Here is a 26,946-nt window from a genome sequence, read left to right as displayed (position 1 = left end):
GCGGAATATGGCGCATTTTGAAAAAGCAAACAGTGTAGGAGAGTGGCTAGACCAGAGGCTGGCCGTCAATAAACTCATGAAGGTCATGATGACCGAATATTGGATTCCTAAGAATATCAATTTTCTCTGGGCAATGGGTGTTGTCCTTATGACAATGTTTACGGTACTTTTGATTTCCGGTATATTCTTGCTAATGTATTACAAGCCGGATACAAAACTGGCTTTTGACAGTGTTAATTACACTATAATGCAAGAGGTCTATTTTGGATGGCTGTGGAGACATATGCATGCTGTTGCAGCATCTGTTGTTTTCCTTGTTATATATATACATATGTTTACGGCTATCTACTATGGTTCATATAAAAGAGGCCGCGAAATGATATGGATAAGCGGTATGCTTCTTTTTGTTACCTTCTCTGCAGAAGCATTCAGTGGATATATGCTTCCGTGGGGACAGATGAGCTACTGGGCTGCACAGGTTATTACAAATCTTTTCGGCGGTATTCCTTTTATAGGTGATGAGCTTGTTATATGGATCAGAGGTAACTTCTATGTTGCAGACTCAACATTGACAAGATTTTTTATGCTTCATGTTCTTCTTCTTCCATTAGTTATTATGGGAATTATAGGACTTCACTTCTATAGTCTAAGAATCCCTCACGTTAACAATCAGGAGGGTGAAGAGATAGATTTTGATGCAGAAGCAGAAAAATATAAAGCGGGACAGAAAAAAGAGTCAAAAGTTATTCCGTTCTGGCCGGTTTTCCTTAGCAAAGACCTTTTTGTTATGGGTGTATTTATGATTTTCTACTTCTATCTTGTTTTCTATCATTACAATTTTGCAATGGACCCGATCAACTTTGATCCTGCAAACCCGATGAAAACTCCGGCTCACATATATCCTGAGTGGTATTTCCTGTGGAGTTATGAGGTTCTAAGAGGGTTCTTCTTCGATGTTGGGCCTATTGCGGCGATGGATATAGGTCTTGCGGCATTCGGTATAGCAAACGTTATTTTCTTCCTTATGCCTGTTCTTGACAGAAGTCCGGTTGTTAAACCAGCTCACAAAAGAGGGCCTTTCTTTATATGGTTCTGGATTCTTGTTGTTGATATGATTGTATTGACTATCTGGGGAAAACTGCCTCCAACAGGTATTAACGCATGGATAGGATTCTTTGCTACAATAGTTTTCCTTGTATCGTTGCTGGTTGCGCTTCCTGCAATCACAAAAAAAGAGGCTGAGAGAGCAGGAGGTGCTGCATGAGAGAATTGAAAATATTGGCAGTTGTAATATTTTTCACTTTGCTTACATATTGGGGAGTTGAACCGTTTGCACATTCTCAAATGCATGCTCATGTAGAGCCGGTCGACTATACATATAGCGATCTTTCCGGTCTTCCTAAAAAAGGAGATGCCAAAAAAGGTGCTGAGACAATTCAGATGGCAGGTTGTACAGGCTGCCACTCTATAGAGTCGCAAGGTATGCCGGCTCCTATGGATGCTGTCAGTGCAAGTGGAAGTTACGGTGTAAATCCGCCTGATTTAAGCAGTGCAGGTGCACTTTATGATGAGAAGTTTTTGGCGAACCTGATAAAAAATCCTGCACACGCATTGAAGGTAGATCACAAATTCAATGAGTCAAAGCCTTTCCCGATGCCGGCATTCTACGGTGCAGGCGGAGATCTTGATCAGGAAGTTGCAGATATAGTTGCTTATTTGAAGTCTATCGCACCAAAAGAGATGGAACCAAAAGCCGTATTTGAAGATGCATGCGGAAGATGCCACAATATGAAATATGATAACTGGACAGTACTTGGTGAGAAGCCTAAGTTTGATGATGCTGTTCAGGAAGCGGAATTCAATGTAAAACTTGCACAATATGAAGCAAATCTTAAAAAATATCTGGGAACTACGCCTCCTGATCTTTCTATGATGATCAGAAGTAAAGGTGAAGAGTATCTGATGAATTTCATAGGTGATCCTCAACTGCTTCTTCACGGAACAGCAATGCCAAGAGTCGGTCTTACAAAAGAGAAGGCTGAAGAGGTTGTAACATATATGGAAAAAGTGGGTGATAGGAAAAAAGATGAAAGAAATTTCCTTGGACCTTTGATTCTTCTATATTTCATACTATTCTCTGTAGTTGCATATCTGTGGAAAAAGCAGATCTGGAGAGAAGTACATTAATAAAATTCAAGAGGCTTTTATGCCTCTTGAAATCTAACTTTTCTTAAAAAAAATTTCTTCTGCTTCTTTTATGATACTATTCATTTTTAGATAGTATAATTTAACCTTCTGTTCATGGTTTGATATCACTATTACCGTAGATTAATAAAATATTTGGAGATATTATGCTTATAGACGGCTATGGAAGAAAAATTGACTACTTAAGGGTTTCCGTAACCGAAAGATGTAATTTCAGATGCCAGTATTGCATGCCTGAAAAGCCTTTTTCTTGGGTTCCCAGAGAAAACCTTTTATCTTTTGAAGATCTTTTCAAATTTATAAAAGTTGCTATTGATGAAGGTATAAAAAAGATACGAATTACCGGAGGAGAGCCGACTTTACGGCATGACCTGGACAAATTTATAAAAATGATTTATGACTATAAAAGTGATATAGATTTAGCACTTACCACAAATGGATATCTGCTGGCGGAGAGTGCGCAAAAGCTGGCAGATGCAGGACTGAAAAGAATCAACATATCACTGGATAGCTTAAAGCCGGAAGTTGCGGAAAAGATAGCCCAAAAAGATGTTTTGTCAAATGTTTTAGAAGGAATAGAAAATTCACTGAAAGCCGGTTTGAAAGTAAAAATAAATATGGTTCCTCTCAAAGGCATTAATGACAATGAAATAGTTGATATTCTTGATTTTTGTAAAGAGAGAGGAATACAGGTAAGATTTATTGAATATATGGAAAACAGTTATGCAAGCAACGATATCAAAGGATTGAACGGTAAAGAGATACTCGAAAAAATAAAAGAGAAATATGTTATAAAGAAAATCGGAAGAGAGGGTAGCAGCCCGGCTTTTCATTATAAACTTGAAGATGGATATATATTTGGACTTATTGATCCGCATAAACACGATTTTTGTGAAAACTGTAACCGAATAAGATTAACTGCTGAAGGATACCTGATCCCTTGTCTCTATTTTGATGAAGCTATGAGTATAAAAGAGGCTATAGAAGCAGGAGATATACAAAAAGCAACACAAATTATGAAAGAGGTTATAAGAAACAAGCCTGAAAAAAACAGATGGAGTGAAGAAGAGGCACAGACTTCAAACAGGGCTTTTTATGAAACAGGTGGCTGATTTGAGTTTAAAATAGGGCGGTACTATTTTACAGATTTGGTTTTAATATATATCTAAACTTCCTTTGGCTGCAAACTACATACTCTCAAAAGGAAACAGATGGTCTATTTGGTGGAACATTTTTATAGTATTCAGGGTGAGGGCAAATTTGTAGGCACTCCTTCTGTTTTTTTCAGATTTGGAGGATGTAACCTTAAATGCCCATCCTTTGGAGAATACTTTGTAAAGGGAAAAATAGTTTACGGATGCGATACGGTAAGGGCAGTGAGTCGTGAGCTTTATCAAAAAGAGTGGAAAGAGATAAAAAATGCCGGCATATTGATTGATATTTTAAATGAATATCTAGAAAACATAGATTTCAAACCCCATGTTGTTTTAACAGGGGGCGAGCCGATGATATATGCTGCTGAGAAATCTTTTTACGAATTTGTTGAATATCTTATAAATGAGGGGTTTATTGTAACTGTTGAGACAAACTCCACAATAAAAATAGATTTTCAAAAATTTCCCGCATATAGAGATGTTATTTTTGCATTAGCAGTAAAACTTAGTAACTGCGGTGAGCCGTATGAAAGAAGAGTAAACAAAGAAGCTATAAAATCTTATATAGAAAATACAGGCTTTAGTTTCTTTAAATTTACACTTGATAGAGGTATAATAGAACATAGAGCTTTAGAAGAGATAGTGGATATTATAGAAGATTATCCTGAGGTTGAGGTTTTTTGTATGCCTTTGGGTGATAAAATCGATATTTTAAAAAAACATGACAAAGCTGTTGCTGAGTTTTGTCTGATTTACGGATTTATATATAGTGACAGGCTTCATGTAAGGCTTTGGAACAGAGAGAAAAAAAGGTAGCTGATGGTTATCAGAAAATTGTTTAAGTTTGAAAATGCACATATTGTCAGGAACTGTAGCTCAAGAAGATGTAGTAGAAGTATTCACGGTCACTCATATAGAGTTGAAATTTTTTTTGAGTCCGATTTTCTTGATAGAGGGCAGATGGTATATGATTTTGGATTGACAAAACTCTATATAAAAGATGTTATCGACTCTTTTGACCATGCTATAACGCTTTGGAGTCAGGATGACCCGGAGTATTTGAAAGATATGAAAAAGTGGAGTGAAAGATGGGTTGAACTTCCCGTTAGTCCTTCTGCAGAGCAGTACAGCAGAGTAATATTTCTGATGGTGGACAAAGTGTTAAAGAACACCGTTATGAAAAACAGGGAAAAAAATGTTACATTAAAAAGTGTGATTGTTCATGAAACTGATACAGGATATGCACACTGTTCTTTAGAGGATGTACACAATAAAAATATGGGGGAGATAAGACTAGAAGAGATAATATTTTCAAATGCGGTCAAAAATGAGTGGAATGATCCTTTAATGTGGGAAAAACTTATACGGGGAGAAAAACTGGAAAATCCCGAATTCGTATAAAAGGAGATATCGTGAGAAAGATTCTGTTTATTTTGACGGCTGCAGCTATGCTGTTGATTTCGGGTTGTGGAGAGAAAAAAGAGGAGAAAACAAAAGAAGCGGATAGAGTCGAAACAAAATCTGTTCAGACACTCAAACCGGAAACTGTAAAATCTGAAACTGCTGAAAATGAGCCTGTGGCAGAGGAGACAGAAAAAAAGGTAGAAGTCAATGCACAAACAGAACAGGTCTTAGAAAAAATAGAAGAGAAAGCTAAGGAGACCGAAAGTGCAATAGACGGTGCAAAGCTGTTTGTAAAATGTGCGGGATGTCACGGAGTTCACGGTGAGAAAAAAGCTTTGGGGAAATCTCAGGTTATAAAAGGGTGGCCGAAAGACAAAACAGTCGAGGCTTTGAAAGGTTATAAAAAAGGTACATACGGCGGTTCAATGAAAAGTTTGATGAAAGGGCAGGTCGTTATGCTGAGTGATGAAGAGATAGAGGCATTGGCTGACTATATATCGAAATTGAAATAGTCGTATAAAAAGTGCGAAAAACCTACGGTGTCTGTTGGGTTTGAACGCACTTTTTCATACTCATGCGGAAAAAAAGACAATATAAATTATCTGCTCACTTTGTATAGATATCTTTAAAATTTTTACTTAAAAATTCAAAATTTACCGGTATAAACTTCACGTTGTTTCCCGTTTCCAAAAATTCCGTGTTTCTATCCAGGATAATAAACCCGTTTGAATTGGATAGAGGACTTACCATTCCCGGCCCTCTTTTTTTGGATGGTGTAAATTGCCGGCCATCATAAAAACCTGGTATGACTACTTCTCTGCCGGGTCTGTTTTTTAAATCTTCCGATATTTTGCATTCAATATAGTTTTGATATATATCTTCTCTTCCTGATAGTATATTTATAATAAATTTTCCGAATATCTCAAAATTTAGCGCTGCAGCCAGAGGGTTGCCCGGCAGATTTAGAATAATCGTATTATTGATCTTTCCAAGAGTAGTAGGTTTACCCGGTTTGATTTCTACTTTATCGAAAAAGAGTTCCATTCCGATCTCTTTAAATGCATCTTTTGTAAAGTCCGCTTCTCCTACGCTTACGCCGCCGGATGTGATAATCATGTCAGCATCGAGCATATTTTTTATAAAATTTTTGATTGACTCTATATCGTCCTGGGCTGCACCGGCGAAATATACATCACAGCCGAGTTCATAAGACCTGGTAAGCATGGTAGGAGTGTTTGAGTTATATATCTGATGGGACAAAATTTTCTCATAATGCATTTTAAGCTCTTTACCTGTTGCGAAGACTGCAACAGTAGGTCGTCTGTAAACTTTTACATATGAGACGCCCTGGCTGGAGAGAACTGATATCTTGTAAGGAGTTATTTTTTCACCTTTTCTCAGTATTGTTTCCCCTGCTGCGACATCTTCACCTTTTGGTCTTATATTGGCATTCTCTTTTATGTTTTCTGGAAGCTTGACACTCTCTCCTAAATCCAACGTATCTTCGATAGGAACGACTGCTTCACATCCATCAGGTATTCTGGCACCGGTCATGATTTTTACAGCGATGCCTTTTTCGACTCTCAAATTACTCTCTTCTCCAGCCAGGATTCTTCCTATAACTTTTACCTCTTTTGCGCTATCGCTTATCTTTACGGCAAATCCGTCCATGGCGGAGTTGTCAAATCTGGGCAGATCAAATTGTGCTTCAATATCCTCAGCACCGATTCTGCCCACACTTTCTTCTATAGGAAGAATCTGTGTTCCCTTTTTTTTGCATATTTTTTCGATGATTTCCAAAGCTTCGTATATCGTAACTGCCACAATTTCTCCTTCTATTTTAAAAACTGCCCTTTGTATAAAGAGGCTTTTGATATAATCTTCTTTCAATAATCAGATTGCGAAAAGGGGAAAAATTGGTTGAAACCGCTATATCTATACATATAACAGTACTTGCTGCCCTGATACTTTTTCAGGTCTCTTTCTTTTTTGTCAGAAATATCTCAAATTTTATCACATTTTCGAGAAAATTCAGGCTTCTGCTTCTGATTCAAAACGTAATTTTGGGGATGACCGCTTTTACAGGTCTCGTTGTTATGGCAGTAAACCAGTTTGAAAATATAGGTTTTAAAGAGATATTGATGATACTTCTGTTGCTTGTTATAGTTTTTTTTCAGATAAAAATGTACAAAAAAATTAGGACTATTACATCAAAGGATCATGAACAGCAAAAAAGATTTAAAAGTTATGCAGGCAAAGTCTATATTGCAGAGATAATTGCCATAATCGTGGTTACGATACTATCTTTTTTATTTTAAGGATAAAAATTGGTCTTTATTTACCATGAAGAGGCAGGAAATAAAGAGCTGAAAATAGAGGGTGATACATATAGATACCTTTTCAGGGCACGAAGGCACAAAGTTGATGATGTGATCTGTTTTAGAAACCTTGAAAATTCACTTCTTTATCACTATAAAGTGATTCAAATCGGGAAAAAAAACGCTTTTTTAGAACTAGAGACATATGAGAATAAACCTGTAGAGCCGAAAAGATATTTTCATCTGGGATGGTGTGTTGTAGATCCCAAAATAGTAGAAAAAACACTTCCTATGTTAAATGAAATAGGTGTTTCAAAAATAAGTTTTATCTATTGTAACAGAAGTCAGAAAAACTTCAAAATCAACAAAGAGAGACTAAAAAAAATACTAATATCTTCATGTCAGCAGTGTGGAAGAAGCTCTTTAATGGAGATAGAAACGATTGAAAGCCTTAAAAAATTCAGCGAAACTTATCCTGAGTTCATTCTTATAAATTTTTCAAAGAAGACTCTTTATACAGATAAAATTCCTTTAACGGCGGTAATAGGCTGTGAAGGAGGATTTACCGATGATGAGCTTGCATTGGCAGGCGAAAGGATAGCTGGATTTGATACAGAAATGGTTTTGAAGAGTGAAACCGCTGCGGTTGTTATAAGTTCGAAAATGGTTATATAGCAGAACTTATCGATTAAAATAGTGTTAATCTTATTTAAGTAGAATAGATAAAACCGATATTGCATTTTATTATCAGGCTGTTCATGAAAAAACATCTGCTTAGAATAGAAAAGAGTTTTGTCGATATCGTCGAAGTTCATACAAAAAAAGATGTTATAGAATTAAAAAATGATTCATATTTTGAGAATTTCGATGAATTTGCAAAATATATAAAAAACAAAAAACCGCTTTATATCACTTTTTTGCCTGAAGAGGTGTATATTAAAGAGATAGAAATAAACAAATATGTGAAAAAAGCGAGTGCAATAGAGACGCTTATAGCGTATCAGCTTAAAAAAGAGTTTCAGCGAGAGTTTATATTCACCTATACACTTCTAACGGAAATTCCTGCAGAAGAGAAAAAAAAATATAGAGTTTTTGCTCTATTGAAAGATGAGGTCGAAGATTGTATTTCGAGAGTGGAACATAAAGAAAATATTGAGATTGTTACCACTGACTACCACTCTTTGAGTGCGATTGGATCCCATATATTCGGTGAAAAACCTGCAGTTGCCGTTTTTGTGCAAAATGGGCAGATAATATATACAGCTTTTAAAAACGGAACGATTCTTTTTACACGTTCAAGCAATATATTTGCTGAGAACAGTGCTCAAAAAAAAGATGCAGTTGCAAACGATATTGCAAGAACTCTTTTTTTTATTTTTCAGCAGCATAGAGATATCGATTTTGACAATTTACTTTATATCGGTGAGTTTTGCGATGATGAATATGTAGCCGAGTCCATTTTCGAACAGACCGGCAAACGTTTAAGTGTTCCTGTTTCATCTCTTCTTTGTAAAAGGTCGAAAGATCCCGAGTTTCAAAAACACCTCCTCTCTTTAGGGATACTTTTCATAGATAAAAAAAACAGTTTCGAGTCTGAAAAAGTAAAAGCTACAAAACAGTTTAAAAAAGTTTATAATCTTGCTGCGATACTTCTGTTTTTACCGATACTCTATTTTGGATTTTCTTCTATTTTCTCCTATATGGAACTGACGGAGAAACAAGATATTTTGAAACAGAAAGTAGAGAGATTGAGACATCTTGAAAAATCGATAGATATTTTGCCCCAGTATAAACTCGATTATCTGAAAAACTATTTTAGACTCGAAAACATTGTTTTAAGGAGTCAAACGGTAAATACTCTTTACAGTATGAAAAGTTTTTTCGATATTGTAAAACCTAAGAAAATAGATTTAAAAAACAGTCTCGATAAAACTTTGATAACGGTAACTTTTTCCAAGGATTTTTCTTCTTTGAGCGCTCTTGTAAATACAAAAAATCTTTTTGAAAAAGCTGCTCGGGATATGAAAGAGAAAAAGGATATAAAACTCGTTTTAAACAGCCGAATCGATTATAAAAGCCTTCGTTTTTTCGCAAATTTGACCCTTGTATTACAATACGACACTAAAAAGAGGGCAAAATGACGACTAAACTTTTTACTCTTTTACTATTGGCCTCTCTTGGATCTTTGACATATCTTGCGGATGTTTTTTTTAAGGAAAAGGTTTTAAAGTTTGAACGTACTATAAGAGAGTACGATATGCTTATACGAAAAACGGAAAGAATTAAAAAAATAGATAAGGATATCAAAGAGTCTTTTGACTTTGAAAACATTGTTGACTCTAAAAACAGAGCTACAAGAAATGTGATATCTGTTTTTGATAGATATAAAAGAGACTACGCTCTTTCGGTTACTTCTTTAACTCCTAAAAATGACAGTGTTAGGGCAAAGACGGTTATGCAAAGAGACTCTTTAGAGTATTACGACGTAAAAAAATGTATCGACTGGCTTAGTTTGAATAAAGAAGGCTCTGTTTTCTTTTTCACAGAAGAGTTTCATTTTGACAGGCCGCGTATGAGTATCGGTGTGAAAAAAGAGCTTATTGCACCATATGTGGAGAGATAGATGAGAGTATATATAAAATCGGTACATTTTATAATGCTTTTATCCCCGCTGCTTGTCTGGGGGTTTATATATTTTTATCAGGAACTTTTTATCACTTCATTAAATGAGAGTTTTTTTGTAATAAAAAAAGAGAAAAGTATTAGGATCAGTAAAAAAATTGCCAGAAGTTATCAGGAGATAGAGACACTGGTGAAAAGAAACAGTGCTCTTTTAGAGAGTGTAAAGGGGCTGGAGCAAAAAAAGAGATATTTGATAGAAATTTTAAAAGAAAACAGAAAATCCGTTAAAAAAACGCCGATAATACGTCAGGGCGAATGGAAGGTAACTTTTATAATAAGCGGAGAGAAAAAAAGAGCTATTATAAACGGAAAAGTTGTTAGTGAGGGTGATAATATAAATGGGGCCAGAGTTCTAAAGATAGAGAAAAACAGAGTATTGATAAAAACATATGAAGGTGTAAAATGGCTGAGATTATTCGATTGATTTTCATGGGTGCAATTTTGATATTTTTTGCAGGGTGCAGTGTAAAAAAAGATGTTCAAGTCTTAAAAAACGAGAAACCGGAGTTTAAAGCTTATGAGAAAACAGCAAAACTTCCGCCGGTGCCTCCTGTTGTAATGCCGGAAATTTATAAAAAACCTTCCCCTTTTGACAACAGATATTTTACTTTTTCATCTTCCGATGCATCTTTATCGAAAGTTTTATATGCTATTGCTGGCAGTGCTGATCTCAATCTGGTGATAGATAAAGATGTGCCGGCATCGCAGAAGATTACGCTCAATCTTGAAAATGCTCCTCTGAAAAATGCACTCGATACGGTTATGGAAATCACTGGTTGCTATTATGAGATAAACGGAAATATTCTTCATATAAAAAGAACAATGACAAAAGTATTCAAAGTTCCGTATATTCATACAAACTCATCATATACCTCAAATCTTGGAGGAGATGTTTTGGGAGCCGCCAGTAGCTCAGGTTCAACTTCGGGGACAGGTACATCTACGTCGACAGCAGGTGTTATTGGTACATCTGGAAGTGTTACTACCGGTGGAGGTTCACGAAGACTTAGCGGAGATTTTTCATTGAAATATGAAAACCCTGCGGAAGCCAATGACTTTTATATGCAGCTTGAGATGAATATTAAAGAACTTCTCTCAAAAAACGGCACCTATACGCTCAACAGTTTTACCGGTACACTGATAGTCAGTGATACAAAAGAGAATATAAAAAGAGTCGAATCACTGATAGAGTCGATACTTCATCAGTCAAACAAGGGAGTTTTGATAGAAGCAAAAATATTTGAAGTAAGCCTAAACAAAGATCATCAGTTGGGAATTGACTGGGATTATATATTTAACAACTTTGCAAAAAGCGGAACTTTGAGGGTAACTCAGACTTTAGGTCTTACCGGTGCGGTCTCAGGCGCTTTGGAATTCAGCGGCAAAAATCTGAACCTACTTGTACAGGCTCTTCAGAGTTCCGGAACGGTTGAGACTCTTTCAAATCCGAGGATCAGGGTCTTAAGCGGACAGAGTGCGCTGATTTTGACAGGAGGGATAATACCTTTCTGGGAGAAAAAGATAGACTATACTACTGTAACCAGCGGAACGGCTACAACCCTCATCCCACAGGTAACATATAGCAGAAGAGACGTCTTGGAGGGAATTTCGATGGGAGTGACTCCTATTGTGAGAGACGACGGGACAATTTTGCTCAATATTGTGCCGGTTTCGACAACAATAGAAGATATTGTCACATATGAAGACGGAGGACAGGTAGTCGCAAGCGCTCCCAAGCTCAATATCAAAGAAGCGGGAACCGTCATAAAGGCAAAAGACGGGGATATGATAGTTATCGGCGGACTAATTAATGACCTGAAAGTAAAAAAGAAAGATTCTGTTCCTGTTCTTTCAGATTTTCCTCTTGTAGGAGCGCTTTTCAAAAGAGATACTGATACAAGACAGAAAAAGGAATTGGTAATACTGCTGAAATTGAAAGTAACGGGAAATGAGTAGAATTGTATGCTTTTTAATGTTTTCGGCTTTGGTTTTATGTGCTGCTGAAGTTGACAGGAAAAGTGAAAAGAGAGGACCTTTTTCAAATAGCGGCTATTTTTATACTATTCAGATTTTTTCAGCCAAAGGGCCTGAGAGTACCAAGCGTTTTGTTTCTAAATTGCCTGCGGGTATGAAAGAAAATGTTATGGTTTTCCAATCGGGAAAATATTATGCAGTAAGATATGGATATGAACATAATCTTACCAGACTCAAAAAAATTCTCTACAAGATAAAAGAGAGGGGATATAAAGACTCATTTCTGGTTAAGATGAAAAAAAGTAGATTGAAAGAGATGATAAAGTTTTTTGAAAAAGGTTCCGTGGTTGAGAAAAAAAAGATTGTAAAAACTCGCATAACTAAAAATATACAAAAAAATTTTAACAAACCAAAAAATCGAAAAAAAACTATTTTTTTTCTAAACAGAGCTCACGACTTTTATAGAAAGGGTGCTTTTGGCAAAAGCCTGGAGTTTTATCTCAAAGCTTATAACAGCGGAGCAAAAGAGGAAAAGACATTGGCAAATATTGCATTTTTATGCGGTAAGACGTCAAACGACAAACTTTTTGAAAAATTGCTGTTTAATAGTAAAGACAAAGAACGTCTGTTATATGCATACGGAGCGGGTGCAATAGAGTCAGGGTTTTTAGAAAACGCAAAGAAAATATTGATAAAATATAGGCATACCACCTATTCCGGATTTTGCGACCTGTTGCTGGGTCTAATCAGTGAGAAAGAAAAGGATTTACCAAAAGCGCTTTATTTTTATAAAGCGGCATATAAAAAAGATATTTCAAATCCTTTTTTTATATATTCATATGCAAGAGCACTTGATATGGCTGGAGATTTGGAAAAAGCTCTTAAAATATATAAAAAATGTCTATCTTCGGCCGATAATAGAGTTGTTGAATATGCACAATTACGTATACAGCAGATATATCTGTATAAAATGAACCGAAACCGATTAAATTCTAATACAAGGAGTAACGATGCGAAACGGTAGAGGCGGATTTACATTGGTAGAACTTGCGATAGTTCTTATTATCATAGGGATAATAATGGGAGCCGTTTTAAAAGGCCAGGATCTTATAAGAGGCGCTCAGGGGAAAAAACTGACTTCTCTTGTTAAATCGTGGGAGGTGGCTTCATTTGGGTATTATGATATTTATGGCAACTACCCTAATGAGCTTGATGATATATTGCAGAGTGAGTTGAAAAATAAACCTGATAGTAGTATCAATCTGGGAGGATCCACATTTTATGTAAAAATAGGCTCTGATGCTTCTAATACTCTCGGAAATGTAATAGTACTTTGTGTAACCAACGACTGTACAGGTACATTTACTTCTGATCAACTCTTTTTTGCAAAAAGTGTTGACAACTCTTTAGATGGCAAAGCTAATGGGACTACAGGTGATGTTCTCGGTGCAACGGGTATTACGCTTGGTAACGGAGACATTGCCACAACTACAAATGACGCCGTTACAGACGTAACCGGAGAGGGTACAGATCTAAATACAAGTATAACCGCACTTGTATACTACTACAGCTACTGATAGACCAGAGGCGGCTCTGGCCGTCTTTGTGAACCTTCAAAGTATAAAAGGCTTTTGATGTCTCAGCAAAAACCGATAGGCAAACTCTTAAAAGAGCTTGGTTTTATTACTGAAGAGCAGATTGAAGTTGCTCTTGAAGTACAAAAGGTACACAGGAAATTTATAGGTGAGATATTGCAGGATCTCGATTTTATCACTTCAGATGAAATCGCAAGAGCCGTTGCCCTACAAAGCCGTCTTGAATATATAGACCTTGATATGGTTGTTCCCAAAATGGAAGTTTTAAAGCTAGTGCCGAAGGATTTTGCAATATCTACACCTCTGCTACCTATCGATTTGAAAGATGACAATACAATTGTTGTCGCCGTAGAAAATCCTAATGATCTGAATGTATATGACTATATAAACAGAATTACCCGTAAAAAAGTAAAGTTTGTGATAAGCGATAAAAATAAAATAGCTAAATATGCCCAACTTTACTATTATCAGCTTGAGCATCCAATAGAAAAATATATTGAAGATATGATAAAAACAGCCACTGAAGGTAAAGAGATAGACATTGTAAAATTTATCGATCTTATTTTGCATAACGCCGTTAAGGACAGAGCTACTGATATTCATATCACTCCGGAGCCGTATACTACACACATTTTTTATAGAATCGACGGAGTTTTAAAACACTGTTTTGCTGTTCCGCAGCGGCTTCACAGTAGTATGGTTTCGCGTATAAAGATTGTTTCCTCACTTAATATCGCTGAACAGAGGCTTCCTCAAGATGGTGGATTTTCATTCAGTTTTCTTGAGACGGACTATGATGTGAGGGTTTCTACTCTTCCTACAAACCACGGGGAAAATATAGTTTTGAGACTTCTTACCAAAAACAGTTCGCTTTTCAATCTTCAAAATCTTGGGTTTGAAAACGAATATGTGAAAAAGATAGAGTACTATTTCAAAAAACCGTACGGTATAGTTCTTGTAGTGGGGCCAACCGGAAGCGGAAAGACGACAACTTTGTATTCGGCTCTGAGGAAAATAGATTCTCTTGAAAAGAATGTTTTGACAGTTGAAGACCCTATTGAATACCGTTTTACTTTTATCAAACAGTCACAGGTAAACGAAAAAGCAGGATATACATTTGCAAAAGCAATAAAAACATTTATGAGACAAGACCCTGATGTTATGTTGGTAGGTGAGATAAGGGACGAAGAGACTGCCGAACTTGCAGTCAGAGCATCTATAACCGGACACCTTGTTCTTTCGACTCTACATACAAATGATGCACCCAGCACTGTTTCAAGACTTGAAGACTTAGGACTCAAATCATATATGATAGCAGAGGGTCTTTTGGCAATAATTGCCCAAAGACTAGTTAGAAAGCTTTGTGAAAATTGCAAAGAGAAAAAAGTTTATACTAAAGATGAGCTGAAAAAGTTTGGATTTACCGACAGGCTTCTTGAAAAAATCGAATCCGAAGAGATTGTAATATATGAAAAAAGAGGATGTGAACATTGTAGACATACCGGGTATATCGGCAGACTAGCTATTGCGGAGCTTATGGAGATTTCCAAAGAGATTAAAGAGCTCATAGTTGAAGGAAAAAGCACCATCGATATAGAAAAAAAGGCGATAGAAGAGGGCATGAGGAGTTTGAGAGAGGATGCGCTCTTGAAAGTCTTAAGAGGCGAAACCTCTTTGGAAGAGGTAGACAGGGTGGTTGGCTGATGATATATCTTATCAGCAAGATAGACAGTCTCGGTAAGAAAAGTGTTGTTTTTGAGGCAGCAGAAAATATCGAAAAAGCTATAAGAAAAATCGAACGCGAAGGTGCGGTAGCTGTTGATATCAAAGAGCTTCCATCTTTTCTTTCTCCGATAGAGTATTTTTTAAACAAAAAAAGAGTCAAGACCGAAGAGATAATAGAAATTCTTGAAAATCTGCATCTTGTTATAAAATCGGGCATGCCAATACAGGACGGTCTTAAAGATATGGCGAAAGAGGCCGAAAACCCAGATCTTAAAGAGATTTTGCAAGAGATTTCCTATTCAGTTGAAGAGGGAAAATCACTCTCTCATGCATTGGAAAAATATGAGAAATATTTTTCGCATATTATAATAAGTCTGGTACGTATAGGGGAACAGACCGGAGAACTGGAAGATACACTGAAAAAGGGCGCCGAATTTTTAAAAAGAATAGATACTCTCAAAAAAAAGGCAAAGCAGGCTATGATTTACCCTTCTTTTGCACTGACTGCCATAACTGCAGCGCTTCTTGTCTGGCTGATGTATGTTTTGCCCAAAATTATAACTGTTTTTGAAGAGATGAAGATAGAGCTTCCGCCTATTACTAAGGCTATTATGTGGGTTTCGGATTTTCTTAACAACAATTTTCTATATATAGCGTTTGCAGTTTTGGTAACAGTTCTGATAGTCAAATCAGCTATAAAAAAATTTCCGAAGATTAGAAGAGCCTTTGATGCCGCACTGCTTAAAATTCCTGTTATATCACAGTTTATCAGGTATTTTAATATAGCTTTTTTTTCCGAATATATAAGACTTGCCATCATTTCCGGTCTTCCCATATTTGATGCACTTCAGTCGATGCAAAAAAATATAAAAAATTCGATTTTCAAAGAGAAGATAGAAGAGGCTATAGAAAAGATAAAGAGTGGGCAGAGTATTTCAAATGCATTCAGCCAAACCGATATATATCCGCCTTTTACCGTAAGGATGATAGCGGTAGGTGAAGAGACGGGCGCACTTGATGAGCAGCTGAAGTATATATCGGGTTATTATTATGCCAAAGTAGACTATATGGCGGAAAATGTCTCCAAATTTATTGAACCTGTGGTTATAATTTTCGTAGGTGCTTTTATGGCGATTATTATGCTTGGACTCATGGGACCGGTATATGATCTGATTTCTCAAGTCGGGCAGCAAGGTTGAAAAGAAAACACTTTTTTGATATAATTACACTTCCCCTCCCCCTATGTAGCAGCAGGCTCTATTTTTAGGGTCTGCTGTGAAAATCACAAATTTTTATAAGGAATAGATAATGAAAAAAGGCATACATCCTGAATATATGGAATGTTCTGTTACTTGTGCATGCGGCAACCATTTTGTAGTTTTGTCAAACAAAAGCGAACTCAAAATCGACATCTGTGACAAATGCCATCCGTTTTTTACAGGTTCCGAAAAGATTGTAGATACTGCCGGACGTGTCGAGAAATTTAAACGTAAATACAATATGAAATAAATTGCTCACTCTGGTTCCTACTCCTATAGGCAATATCGAAGATATCTCTGCAAGGGCTCTAAAAGCCCTTGAAAAAGCCGATATATTTCTCTGTGAAGATACAAGAGTTACAAAAAAACTGCTTGGACTGGTAAAACAGAAGTACAATATTGCTCCTGCGCCGGCTAGATTTATATCTTTGCACTCTCATAATGAAAAAAAATTTCTTCAAAAAATTGATCCATCTTTTTTTGATAAAAATGTGGTTTATGTGAGTGATGCAGGTATGCCCGGTATAAGCGATCCTGGTGCGATACTTGTGGACTATTGTATTAAAAACGGTATCGAATATGATGTGTTGCCGGGTCCTTCGGCTTTTGTTACCGCATATGCTGCGAGCGGTTTCAACTCTTCCAGGTTTCTTTTTTTCGGTTTTTTGCCCCATAAAGGACATGATAGAAAGAGAGCTTTTGAAAATGTAATGAATTCCGGATTTGACACCATAATTTACGAATCTCCGCACAGACTTCTTAAACTATTTGAAGAGATAGTCGCATATGATTGTGACAGAGAAGTATTTGCGGTAAAAGAGCTTACAAAAAAATTTCAAAAATATTACAGAGGCAAAGTTGTCCAAATTTTTGAAAAACTGAAAAACGAGAATATAAAAGGTGAGTGGGTCGTTATAATAAAAGCTTCCGAAAAAAAGGAGACGGCTCTAGATATAAACGATATTCTTTCACTGGATATTCCTAAAAAGCAGGCTGCAAAACTTCTTTCAAAAATTACGGGTAAAAGTATAAAAGAGTGCTATAACCATCTTCTAAGAAACGAAACTTCATAACCTTATATTAAAAAATATTGTAATATTATAATTCATACTCCAATTTAGCAGTAGGAAAATTTATGAACAGACGAGCTTTTACCCTTGTAGAACTCTCTATGGTGCTGATTATTATCGGTCTTCTTTTGGGTATCGGTATGACGGCATACAAACTTATGATACAAAACAGTAAAATAAGACAGAACAAAGAGATAGTAAAGAGTGCCGAAGAGGCTATAAAAGGGTATGCTACAAGGCACGGATATTTGCCGGATTCTGCAGAGTTTTCAACTACTGTTCCAAAATTTGAAGATACATACGGAAATCCTCTTTTTTATATATACGATTCTTCTCTTGCAGGAAGCGGAGGCTTTTGCGGCACAAACTCAAACCGTTTGGGACTTAAAATCTGTAAAGATTCAGCATGCAATACATTCGACTATGTGAAAAATGTAGCTTTTATAGTTCTGAGTGCGGGAGAGAACCAAAACAATCAAACATCAGGAAACCTTGCTGTAACAGTTGATACAAACATATCGATATACGACTATGGAGTTGACAATATAGACAACTATTCCGGTGATATAAACAGACCTGAGGCATATGATGATATAGCAGAATGGGTAACGATAGCAGAGCTTCAGTCACTTGAAGGATGCAAACCGCTGGAGGTAAGTACATCGTCGGTTCTTCCTCAGGGTGAAGAGGACAGTCCCTACTACTATCAACTATCAGTAACAGGCGGAAAAGCTCCTTATAGCTGGAGCGGAAGCGCAGAGTGTGGTCTTAATATCAACAGTGACGGTACAATCAGCGGAACGATAAACTGCTACACTGCTACAAATACGGGCGAACTTGACGTTTGTGACCAAAATCTAACTGTTACGGCTACAGTTACGGATGCTGCGGGAGATACGAAAAACTACAGCGGAAATATAAAGGTTTTGCCAAAACCGCTGAACATAACGACCCTTTTCCTTCCTTTTGGACAGGAGGGGCAGACATATCCCACAACAACGATATTCTCAGAAGGAGGAGTAACTCCCTTTAGCTGGAGTATAAGCGGCCTTCCGGCAAATCTGTCAGCAACAGACAATGTGATATCTGGCGACCTTGCCCAGGGTACTGCCGGAACTCATCAGATAACTGTTTCGGTAACTGATAACTGTTCGAACAGTTATACAAAAAGTCTGACTCTGACGGTAAATCCTGAAGTAAATACAACCTCGGGCGGAAGCGGTACATCATGTAGTGCCTATACCGTCATCTTGACAAATAGCGGAACGAAAAGTTTTACATATAACGGAACATGCTATAGGTTGGATGACGGTGTAAGTAACTATACATATACTACTTCGGGCTCTTCTACAGATACAATTCTCATAATGGATTATGATGGAAGAAGATGGGGATGTGCAACAGGAAACACATATCTGAGCGGTGATCTTTTGACACTTGACAGCAATGCCGACTGCACTGTAGATATAGTATGTGATACCGGATCATGCAGTTCTAATTAACTTTAAGCCATTTTCGGATAAGATTCATTATGATAGTATACGGAAAACAGATAATCGCATATATTCTAGAAAAACATCGACATCTTTTAAAAAAAGTATATCTGGCAAAAGATATAGACCCAAAAATCTTTTCAAAGATAAAAAAGAGCGGAGCTCCTGTAATAAAAGTTGATCCAAAAAAAGCTCAGGCTTTGGCAAAAGGCGGCAATCATCAGGGGTTTCTTGCCGAGATAGAAGATTTTGAATTTAAAGATATAGCTACCGTAAAAACAGGAGATTTCGTTGCGGTTCTTTATTCGATAACAGATGTTGGGAATATAGGCTCTATAGTTAGAACAGCCTACGCTTTGGGTGTTGACGGAGTAGTTATAAGCGGAATAAAAAATGTAAATATGGAAGGTGTTATAAGGGCGAGCAGCGCAGCGGCTCTGGATATGGATATAGCTCTTTGTCCGAACATATATGATCTTTTGAACGAATTGAAACAGAGCGGCTTTTGTGTTTACAGTGCCTCTATGGAAGGAGAAGATGTTAGAAAAGTTACTTTTGCACCCAAAAAAGTATTGATTTTGGGCAGTGAAGGAGAAGGCCTTCCGGCAAGGGTTTGCAAAAGAAGTGACAGGCTTTTGTCCATAAAGATGAAAAGAGAATTTGATTCGTTAAATGTCAGTGCTGCTGCCGCAATATTGATAGACAGGATGCGTGATGAGTAACGACCTTGAGAAGCTGAAAAAAATCGGTATAGAAGAGATACACAAAAGAACATATATAGCCCACAGACATATTGAGTCTCTTCTTGAAGGTGATTTTTCCAAATTTGACAAAGTTCAGGCTTTGGGATTTGTCAAAATAATCGAAAGAGAGTTCGATGTAGACCTGAATGAGCTTAGAAATGATATAAAGAGCCGATTTTCAGAGGGAGCCGATGAGGTAAAGAGCAGGAAGGTTTTGGAAAAAAAAGAGAAACTCTCTGCAAATAAAAAACCTACATTTCCTTTTATAGCGGCAGTATTGATTGTGCTTTTGGCAGCTTCGGTTTTTCTTTTCTACCAAAACGATGTTTCAGATAGTGTAGAGAGCAAAAAGACAGAAGAAGAGATATTGCTTCAAAAGTCTGAGGAAATATCAGATAAGAAAGAGTTTAGTGAAAAATCTCTGCAGGAGATGATATCTCAGGAGAAAAAAGAGATAGAAAAAAATACCGAAAAATTATCTTCAAAAGATAATTTTGAAAAGAATGATACACTACTACCTGCGGCTGAGTCTGAAAAGATTTTGAAAAAAGAAACAGCAGAAGAAAAAAAGAGAAGATTTTATGCAATTGAACCGAAACAGAAGGTTTGGGTGGGTATAATTTATCTCGATAATTTTAAGAAAAAGCAGTTAACAACCAAAGAGCCGGTAGAACTTAACGCCTCAAGAGACCAGCTTATTGTAACCGGACACGGAATGATAAGGGTTTTGGGTGACTCGAATATAACAGATATTAAGTCAAAAGATAAAAAATATTTTCTTATACAAAAAGGTATCTTAAAAGAGATAGACAAAGAAGAATTTAAAAGTTTTAACAGAGGTAGAAATTGGTAAGATACATTTTTCTTTTTCTGATCATAATCTCTGCAGGCTTTGGAGATATTTTAGAGGAAAAAATCAAAAGCCTAGTTGATAAAAAAAGTTATATTCAGCATCAGAAACTGATAGAGAAGATTTTTGAAAACAGAAACGAATTTTATTTGGACGAAAGCCATGTGGATATTGTAAAAGTTGTTCAAAGACTCAAAGAAAACGGTCTGCTCAAGCTTTTTTTCAATGAACCGAGAAAATTGATCGTTACGTTCAGAACAAACGGATATCCACTGTTTTTTATAAAACTAGTGAGTGATAAACTAAGAGAGCTCGGATATTACTATTTTTTAACTTATGAAGCCAGAAACGAAGATGACGGTTTTTACTGGAGTATTTCACTAACAGCGGAATATGCTATCGATCCAGTCATTTTAAGCAATGCTTTGAAAAAAGAGGGTTGCTTGATACTTGATATAAGAAGAGAAGATGAAGAAAGATGGGTGTATACCGTTGATATAAACGGAGCGTATCTTGATGTGCTGGAACTTGAACCAAATGTGAAAACGAAACTGAAAAAACCTGTTTCCGACTATTGGCTGGCTCTTCCAAAGGGGCGTAAAATTTCCATTGCAAGTATGCCCGGAAACAGTTGGTATCCAAGAGTGGCCATATACGATAAAAGACTTCATCTTCTCAAAGTTTATAAAAAAGATGAAAAGACAAGTTGGATTGTTCTGAGGCTTCCGGAAAATGCCTATTATATAAAAATTTCCGATATTTATACACTTGGCAATATAAAAAACGGATTGAAAGTTGTTTTGGAATAAGGGATTAAAGGATAATTATGTTTGACGAGATAAGATTCAGCAAAATAGAAAGATTGCCAAAATATGTATTTGCTGCGGTAAATGAACTTAAAATGGCTGCAAGAAGAGCCGGAGAAGATATTATAGATTTTAGTATGGGAAATCCGGATGGACCTGCACCGCAGCATATTATCGAAAAACTTATAGAATCTGCGCAAAAACCAAAAAATCACGGTTATAGTGCAAGCAAGGGTATATACAAACTAAGACTCGCTATCTGTAACTGGTATGAAAGAAGATACGGCGTAGCACTTGATCCGGAAACCGAAGCGGTAGCAACTATGGGCAGTAAAGAGGGTTATGTGCATCTTGTGCAGGCTGTAACAAATCCGGGGGATGTTGCAATAGTGCCTGATCCTACCTATCCCATACACTCCTATGCTTTTGTTTTGGCCGGCGGGAATGTTCAGAAAATGGAGCTTGTATATAACGAATTTTATGAAGTGGATGAAGATAAGTTTTTTGAAAATCTTGAAAAGGCGCTTCTAGACTCTTTTCCGAAACCTAAATTTCTTGTGGTAAACTTTCCTCACAATCCCTCAACTGCAACAGTAACTAAAAGTTTTTACGAGAGGCTGGTTGGAATTGCAAAAAAAGAGAGATTTTATATCCTTAGCGATATAGCCTATGCTGATCTGACATATGACGGATACAGAACTCCTTCCATATTTGAGGCTGATGGTGCCAAGGATGTAGCCGTAGAGAGTTTTACTCTCAGTAAAAGCTACAATATGGCCGGATGGAGAGTGGGATTTGTCGTGGGGAACAGAAAACTTGTGGGCGCTTTGCAAAAGATAAAGAGCTGGATAGACTACGGAATGTTCACTCCTATTCAGGTAGCTGCAACTGTTGCTCTCAACGGACCACAGGATTGTGTTGAAGAGATAAGAAAAAAGTATGAAAAAAGAAGGGATGTGCTGATTGAAAGTTTCTCAAAAGCGGGATGGGATATAGCAAAGCCCAAGTCGACTATGTTTGTTTGGGCAAGAATTCCAAAAGAGTTTGAAGAGATGGGGAGTCTGGAGTTTAGCAAAAAGCTTCTCACAGAAGCAAAAGTTGCCGTTAGTCCAGGTATAGGTTTTGGAGAGTACGGCGAAAATCATGTAAGAATTGCTCTTATAGAAAATGAAAAAAGAATCAGACAAGCTGCAAGAAATATAAAAAAATTTTTGAAAGACTATTCCAACTGACAGGGAAAAAGGATGATAAGAGTAGGAATTATCGGTGTAGGAACTGTAGGTGAAAGTGTTGTAAAAATATTGAATAAAAACAGAGATATCATTAGTGCCCGAGCCGGCAAAGAGATAGTTGTGGCAAAAGGGGCGGTCAGAAATCTGGGCAGGAAACGGGGTGTTGATATTCCTCTTACAGACGACCCATATGAGATAATAGAAGACGATTCTATCGATATAATTGTAGAACTTATGGGAGGAGTGGACGAAGCATACAAAGTTGTAAAAAAAGCTCTCGAGAATAAAAAAGCCGTTGTAACTGCAAACAAAGCCCTTCTTGCATATCACAGGTACGAGCTTCAGGAGATTGCAGGAGGAATACCTTTTGAATTTGAAGCGAGCGTTGCGGGAGGAATTCCCATCATCAAGGCTCTTAGAGAAGGCCTGAGTGCAAACCATATAGAAGCTATAAAAGGTATTATGAACGGTACCTGCAATTTTATTCTGACAAAAATGGACAAAGAGGGTGCAGACTTTGGCCCAACGCTCAAAGAGGCTCAGGAACTGGGCTATGCAGAAGCTGATCCCACTTTCGACATAGAGGGTTACGATGCTGCTCATAAGCTTTTGATTTTAGCAAGCATAGCTTACGGAATAGATGCGAAACCGGAAGATATTTTGATAGAAGGCATAACGAAAATATCTTCACTCGATTTTGAGTTTGCGCGGGAGTTCGGATACGCAATCAAACTTTTGGCAATTGCAAAAAAGAATGGCAACGAAGTGGAGCTTAGAGTCCATCCTGTTCTTGTTCCGAAAGAGGAGATGATAGCAAAAGTAGACGGTGTAATGAACGGTATCAGCGTAATAGGAGATTTTGTCGGCGAAACTATGTATTACGGTCCCGGTGCAGGTGGAGATGCAACTGCGAGTGCTGTCATATCAAATATCATAGATATTGCTAGGGGCGGCAAATGTTCTCCTATGCTTGGATTTAAAAGGCCGCTTGAGACAGGAATGACTCTTGCCGCATCCGAAAATATAAGTTCAAAATATTATCTGAGAATTTCTGTTCTCGACAGGCCGGGAGTCCTTGCTGATATTGCCCAGATACTTGGCGAAAACAGCATATCTGTCGAATCAATGCTCCAAAAACCGCAATCTAAAACAACGGCAAATCTCCTGCTTTCCACACATGTATGCCTTGAAAAAGAGATACAAAAAGCTCTTGAAAGAATCAGAGCCAAAGATTATGTCAAAGCCGAACCGGTGATGATACGAGTTGAGGAGCGACAATAAAAATCCTTGTTACCGGTGCCAGCAGCGGTATAGGCAGGGAGCTATCAAAAAGATATGCAAAAAGGGGAGATTCTCTTTTTCTGATTTCAAGAAGAGAAAATCTTTTAAAAAGTCTGAAAAACGAGCTGGAGGAAAAAGGAGCGGAGGTCTTTATATATCCTTGCGACCTGAGCGATTACAAAAAACTGGAAGTTGTGAAAAAGGATATATTGGAAAAATCCGGCGGGATAGATATGATCATAGCAAATGCTGGTATATCGGCAGGACATAACTGTGAATATGCTAAATATGAGGATATTGAATATATGATGAGAGTCAATTTTTTATCAATTCCTTTTCTTTTGGAGCCTTTCTTGGAAGATATGAAGTCAAAAAGAGCCGGGAAAATTGTTTTTATATCTTCTCTTGCCTCTTTGGTGACTATGCCCACTTCAACAGCCTACAGTACATCAAAAAGAGCCCTTAACTCCTATGCCGAAGGGATTAGAAACCATCTGTACAGATATAACATAAAAGTTATAAATATTCTTCCAGGATTCATCGATACTCCTATGACTCGAAAAAACAGTTTCAAAATGCCTTTTTTTATGGACCTTCAATCAGGGGTTGAAAAAATAGTCTATGCGATAGAAAAAGAGAAAAAAGAGTACGCTTTTCCCTTAATGTTTTACTTGGCGATAAAACTTCTCTCTTTCATGCCGCCATCTTTAAGAGATAAGATTATAAGATATGTCAACAATAAAAAAGTCGGAGGAGAGGGGTGAGAAAAGTCAGTGTCTGTACCTATTGCGGTGTGGGGTGCGATGTTGCAGCCGATATAAAAAACGGCAAAATTGAAAAGATGTATGCTCTTCCCGAAGGAGTGGTAAGCCGTGGGAAGCTGTGCGTAAAAGGCAAATACGGTTGGGAGTATCTTTACAGTCCCGATAAGATAAAAAATGCCCGAATAAAAAAAGAGTTCCTCAAAAGGGAATATGAAAAGCTGAAAGCAAATTTTGGCGATATTATTGAAAATCTAAAAGAGTTTGATGCTGAATTTTATGAAATTCCATACACTCTGGCATACGATATTGCAGCTTTCAAGCTCAAAGAGATTACGCAAAAATACGGAGCCGATTCCTTTGCCGCAATCGGCGGTGCCAGAACAAACTGCGAAAGCAGCTATCTTTTTCAGAAATTTACAAGAGAGGTTATTGGTTCACCGCATGTGGACAACTGTGCAAGAGTATGCCATTCACCGAGTCTCAAAGGCCTTAAAGAAACAATAGGCGAAGGTGCTGCGACAAATCCTTTTGATGATATCTATGAAACAGAATTTATGCTTGTCATCGGCTCAAATACCACCGAAGCTCATCCGATAGTTGCAAACAGAATTTTGGAGGCGATAAAAAACAATGGCGCAGGTCTCGGGGTTATAGATGTAAGGGAGATTGCACTGTCAAAATTTGCAAACTACCATCTCTCAATTCCCTATGAAACCAACCTGATGATTTTCAATATGCTGGCATTTGTGATATTGAGTGAAAATCTTGAGAATCGCGATTTTATAAATAAAAGAACAAAAGGATTTGAAGAGTATAGAAAAAATATACTTGAAGATGAGTTTGCAAATCCGGAAATCCTCTCAAAAATACGGGGATATGAGGATCTTCCCGAAAAAATAAGAGCAGTCGCGCGACTTCTTGCTACGAAAAAAAGTCTTATCATATGGGGACTTGGCGTATCGGAGCATATAGACGGAAGCTATGCGGTCATGGCTTTGGCAAACCTTGCCATGTTGACCGGAAACATAGGTAAAAAAGGAGCCGGTCTTATGCCTCTGCGCGGACAGAACAATGTGCAGGGAACATGTGATATGGGGTGTCTGCCCTATTTTCTGCCCGACTATAAAACACCGAAAAAAATCGGTCTGATGACTCCCGATCTGATTGATGCCATGAATGAGAATAAAATAAAGGCACTTTTCAATATGGGTGAGGATATAGCGCATATTCATCCGAATCAGAATAAAATCCACAAAGCGCTGAAAAATCTTGAATTTCTTATGGTAAACGAAATATTTCCTACCCAGATTATAAAATTTGCAGATATTGTTTTTGGTGTGAAAAGTTCATATGAAAAAACCGGAATATATGTTAATGCGGAAAGAAGGATGCACCTTTCCAAGCCTCTTGTTGAAACAGACCTTCCTGATGACTGGGAAGTTATAAGCGAGATAGCAAAAAGGCTGGGAGTCGACTTTGGTTTCAAAGAGACAGAAGATGTGTGGAATGAGGTAAGAGTTGTGGCAAATGAGAGATTTGGCGGTGCAGAATATGAAAAGTTTGAGAAGAATCTCTTAAGAGGTCTGCAGTGGCCTGTTAAAGAAGAGGATACATCTATACTTCACATTGAGAAGTTCAGAACGGATGACGGATTTGGCTATTTCAGATACAACCCCTATAAATTAAGGGGGCATTTAAAAGATATGATAAAAAACAGAGATCATCATTTCTATCTTACTACAGGCAGGATAATCGCACAGTATAATAATGCTGCTCAGACAAATGCGTGTAAGTCTCTGTCAAAAAGGCATAAAGAAGATATACTTCTGGCCAGTGAAAAAGACAAGGTCTATTTTAAAGGAAAAGAGAGAGTTGTTCTAATTTCCAAATATGGCCGAAGCCGCCCTCTTAGAGTGAAATTTTCTAAAACAGTAAAAAGAGGGACTCTCTATACCTCTTTCCATCATGCAAAAAGCCATATCAACTATCTTTTCGGAGATGAGGCGGATGAGCTGGTGAAAACTGCCAGATTCAAATCCGTAAAGGTTAGAGTTGAGTAGAGTAAAAGGAAATTTTGCGGAAACAAGGGTATGTGAATATCTGATTTCAGAAGGATTCGTAATTGTCGAGAGGAACTTTTATTCCAGATTTGGCGAGATAGATATAATTGCATCAAGAAACGGAATCCTTCATTTTATTGAGGTCAAAAGTGGAAAAAATTTTGATCCTGTTTATGCTGTTACTCCATCTAAACTTTCAAAAATAATCAAAACTGTCGACTATTTTTTCCTTAAAACCGGAATTGATACGGATTACCAGATAGATGCAGTTATTGTTAAAAGCGGCGAACTTGTTCATCTGGAAAACATTACAGCAGATTAGCCAATAAGT

General features: G+C 37.2%; 28 protein-coding genes. 27 read left to right on the top strand and 1 reads right to left on the bottom strand.

The window, feature by feature from the left end; translation table 11 throughout:
- Window positions 1-7 precede the first annotated feature (7 nt).
- The 6 genes from EPR_RS08270 to EPR_RS08245 all read left to right on the top strand — a co-directional run bounded on the left by EPR_RS08270 (window position 8) and on the right by EPR_RS08245 (window position 5,275).
- A complete protein-coding gene (locus EPR_RS08270) occupies window positions 8-1,264 on the top strand; it encodes a cytochrome b (protein WP_200762752.1) in 1,257 nt (418 codons plus the stop codon).
- Window positions 1,261-2,187 carry a c-type cytochrome gene (locus tag EPR_RS08265; protein ID WP_200762751.1) on the top strand — a complete coding sequence of 309 codons (927 nt, stop codon included), beginning with the start codon at window positions 1,261-1,263 and terminating at the stop codon, window positions 2,185-2,187. Before EPR_RS08270 ends, EPR_RS08265 begins: the two co-directional genes overlap by 4 nt.
- Window positions 2,188-2,351: 164 nt before the next feature.
- Window positions 2,352-3,317 carry a GTP 3',8-cyclase MoaA gene (gene moaA / locus EPR_RS08260; protein ID WP_200762750.1) on the top strand — a complete coding sequence of 322 codons (966 nt, stop codon included), beginning with the start codon at window positions 2,352-2,354 and terminating at the stop codon, window positions 3,315-3,317.
- A 99-nt stretch (window positions 3,318-3,416) separates the two neighbouring features.
- Window positions 3,417-4,175: a 7-carboxy-7-deazaguanine synthase QueE gene (locus EPR_RS08255; protein ID WP_200762749.1), complete on the top strand. Its 759-nt coding sequence runs from the start codon at window positions 3,417-3,419 to the stop codon at window positions 4,173-4,175.
- A gap of 3 nt (window positions 4,176-4,178) precedes the next feature.
- The gene (locus EPR_RS08250) at window positions 4,179-4,760 is read left to right on the top strand and encodes a 6-pyruvoyl trahydropterin synthase family protein (RefSeq protein WP_200762748.1); all 582 of its coding nucleotides are present in this window, start codon (window positions 4,179-4,181) and stop codon (window positions 4,758-4,760) included.
- A gap of 11 nt (window positions 4,761-4,771) precedes the next feature.
- Window positions 4,772-5,275 carry a c-type cytochrome gene (locus tag EPR_RS08245; RefSeq protein WP_234697125.1) on the top strand — a complete coding sequence of 168 codons (504 nt, stop codon included), beginning with the start codon at window positions 4,772-4,774 and terminating at the stop codon, window positions 5,273-5,275.
- A 94-nt stretch (window positions 5,276-5,369) separates the two neighbouring features.
- Here the strand turns inward: EPR_RS08245 and EPR_RS08240 are convergent, their stop codons facing one another.
- Complete coding sequence (locus EPR_RS08240; RefSeq protein ID WP_200762747.1) at window positions 5,370-6,587, bottom strand: molybdopterin molybdotransferase MoeA; 1,218 nt, start codon at window positions 6,585-6,587, stop codon at window positions 5,370-5,372.
- 92 nt (window positions 6,588-6,679) lie between these two features.
- Here EPR_RS08240 and EPR_RS08235 point away from each other — a divergent pair, with 92 nt between their 5' ends.
- The 21 genes from EPR_RS08235 to EPR_RS08135 all read left to right on the top strand — a co-directional run bounded on the left by EPR_RS08235 (window position 6,680) and on the right by EPR_RS08135 (window position 26,937).
- A complete protein-coding gene (locus tag EPR_RS08235) occupies window positions 6,680-7,081 on the top strand; it encodes a hypothetical protein (RefSeq protein ID WP_200762746.1) in 402 nt (133 codons plus the stop codon).
- Window positions 7,082-7,090: 9 nt separating this feature from the next.
- Window positions 7,091-7,756, top strand: coding sequence for a 16S rRNA (uracil(1498)-N(3))-methyltransferase (locus EPR_RS08230; RefSeq protein ID WP_200762745.1), 666 nt, complete (start codon window positions 7,091-7,093; stop codon window positions 7,754-7,756).
- Between the two features lie 83 nt (window positions 7,757-7,839).
- Window positions 7,840-9,222: a type IV pilus biogenesis protein PilM gene (locus EPR_RS08225; protein WP_200762744.1), complete on the top strand. Its 1,383-nt coding sequence runs from the start codon at window positions 7,840-7,842 to the stop codon at window positions 9,220-9,222.
- Entirely contained in the window at window positions 9,219-9,704 is a 486-nt protein-coding gene (locus tag EPR_RS08220) for a hypothetical protein (protein WP_200762743.1), read from the top strand. The genes EPR_RS08225 and EPR_RS08220 overlap by 4 nt, the downstream gene beginning before the upstream one ends.
- Complete coding sequence (locus tag EPR_RS08215; protein ID WP_200762742.1) at window positions 9,705-10,187, top strand: hypothetical protein; 483 nt, start codon at window positions 9,705-9,707, stop codon at window positions 10,185-10,187. It abuts the gene before it with no gap.
- On the top strand, window positions 10,166-11,719 hold the full coding sequence (locus EPR_RS08210; RefSeq protein ID WP_200762741.1) for a secretin and TonB N-terminal domain-containing protein: 1,554 nt from the start codon (window positions 10,166-10,168) through the stop codon (window positions 11,717-11,719). Before EPR_RS08215 ends, EPR_RS08210 begins: the two co-directional genes overlap by 22 nt.
- Window positions 11,712-12,761 (top strand): tetratricopeptide repeat protein, encoded by a 1,050-nt coding sequence (locus EPR_RS08205; protein WP_200762740.1) that lies wholly within the window; start codon window positions 11,712-11,714, stop codon window positions 12,759-12,761. Before EPR_RS08210 ends, EPR_RS08205 begins: the two co-directional genes overlap by 8 nt.
- Window positions 12,748-13,314 (top strand): prepilin-type N-terminal cleavage/methylation domain-containing protein, encoded by a 567-nt coding sequence (locus EPR_RS08200; RefSeq protein WP_200762739.1) that lies wholly within the window; start codon window positions 12,748-12,750, stop codon window positions 13,312-13,314. The genes EPR_RS08205 and EPR_RS08200 overlap by 14 nt, the downstream gene beginning before the upstream one ends.
- A gap of 57 nt (window positions 13,315-13,371) precedes the next feature.
- A complete protein-coding gene (locus EPR_RS08195; protein ID WP_200762738.1) occupies window positions 13,372-15,036 on the top strand; it encodes a GspE/PulE family protein in 1,665 nt (554 codons plus the stop codon).
- Window positions 15,036-16,256: a type II secretion system F family protein gene (locus EPR_RS08190; RefSeq protein WP_200762737.1), complete on the top strand. Its 1,221-nt coding sequence runs from the start codon at window positions 15,036-15,038 to the stop codon at window positions 16,254-16,256. The genes EPR_RS08195 and EPR_RS08190 overlap by 1 nt, the downstream gene beginning before the upstream one ends.
- Window positions 16,257-16,365: 109 nt before the next feature.
- Window positions 16,366-16,566, top strand: a complete 201-nt coding sequence (gene rpmE / locus EPR_RS08185; protein WP_200762736.1) for a 50S ribosomal protein L31 — start codon at window positions 16,366-16,368, stop codon at window positions 16,564-16,566.
- A 1-nt stretch (window position 16,567) separates the two neighbouring features.
- Entirely contained in the window at window positions 16,568-17,389 is an 822-nt protein-coding gene (rsmI, locus tag EPR_RS08180; RefSeq protein ID WP_200762735.1) for a 16S rRNA (cytidine(1402)-2'-O)-methyltransferase, read from the top strand.
- 62 nt (window positions 17,390-17,451) lie between these two features.
- Window positions 17,452-18,888, top strand: a complete 1,437-nt coding sequence (locus EPR_RS08175; protein WP_200762734.1) for a type II secretion system protein — start codon at window positions 17,452-17,454, stop codon at window positions 18,886-18,888.
- 29 nt (window positions 18,889-18,917) lie between these two features.
- A complete protein-coding gene (rlmB, locus tag EPR_RS08170) occupies window positions 18,918-19,601 on the top strand; it encodes a 23S rRNA (guanosine(2251)-2'-O)-methyltransferase RlmB (RefSeq protein WP_200762733.1) in 684 nt (227 codons plus the stop codon).
- Window positions 19,594-20,475, top strand: coding sequence for a hypothetical protein (locus EPR_RS08165; RefSeq protein ID WP_200762732.1), 882 nt, complete (start codon window positions 19,594-19,596; stop codon window positions 20,473-20,475). Before rlmB ends, EPR_RS08165 begins: the two co-directional genes overlap by 8 nt.
- Entirely contained in the window at window positions 20,469-21,281 is an 813-nt protein-coding gene (locus EPR_RS08160) for a hypothetical protein (protein ID WP_200762731.1), read from the top strand. Before EPR_RS08165 ends, EPR_RS08160 begins: the two co-directional genes overlap by 7 nt.
- Before the next feature lie 17 nt (window positions 21,282-21,298).
- Entirely contained in the window at window positions 21,299-22,510 is a 1,212-nt protein-coding gene (locus EPR_RS08155; protein WP_200762730.1) for an LL-diaminopimelate aminotransferase, read from the top strand.
- Between the two features lie 12 nt (window positions 22,511-22,522).
- Window positions 22,523-23,791 carry a homoserine dehydrogenase gene (locus EPR_RS08150; protein WP_200762729.1) on the top strand — a complete coding sequence of 423 codons (1,269 nt, stop codon included), beginning with the start codon at window positions 22,523-22,525 and terminating at the stop codon, window positions 23,789-23,791.
- Complete coding sequence (locus tag EPR_RS08145; RefSeq protein ID WP_200764215.1) at window positions 23,788-24,555, top strand: SDR family NAD(P)-dependent oxidoreductase; 768 nt, start codon at window positions 23,788-23,790, stop codon at window positions 24,553-24,555. Before EPR_RS08150 ends, EPR_RS08145 begins: the two co-directional genes overlap by 4 nt.
- The gene (locus tag EPR_RS08140; RefSeq protein WP_200762728.1) at window positions 24,552-26,615 is read left to right on the top strand and encodes a molybdopterin oxidoreductase family protein; all 2,064 of its coding nucleotides are present in this window, start codon (window positions 24,552-24,554) and stop codon (window positions 26,613-26,615) included. Before EPR_RS08145 ends, EPR_RS08140 begins: the two co-directional genes overlap by 4 nt.
- Window positions 26,608-26,937, top strand: coding sequence for a YraN family protein (locus EPR_RS08135; protein WP_200762727.1), 330 nt, complete (start codon window positions 26,608-26,610; stop codon window positions 26,935-26,937). The genes EPR_RS08140 and EPR_RS08135 overlap by 8 nt, the downstream gene beginning before the upstream one ends.
- The last annotated feature ends 9 nt before the right edge of the window (window positions 26,938-26,946 follow it).

Origin of the sequence: Nitrosophilus alvini, from assembly GCF_015100395.1 — a bacterium.
Classification (GTDB): domain Bacteria; phylum Campylobacterota; class Campylobacteria; order Campylobacterales; family Nitratiruptoraceae; genus Nitrosophilus; species Nitrosophilus alvini.
This window is presented reverse-complemented; position numbering and strand designations above follow the sequence as displayed.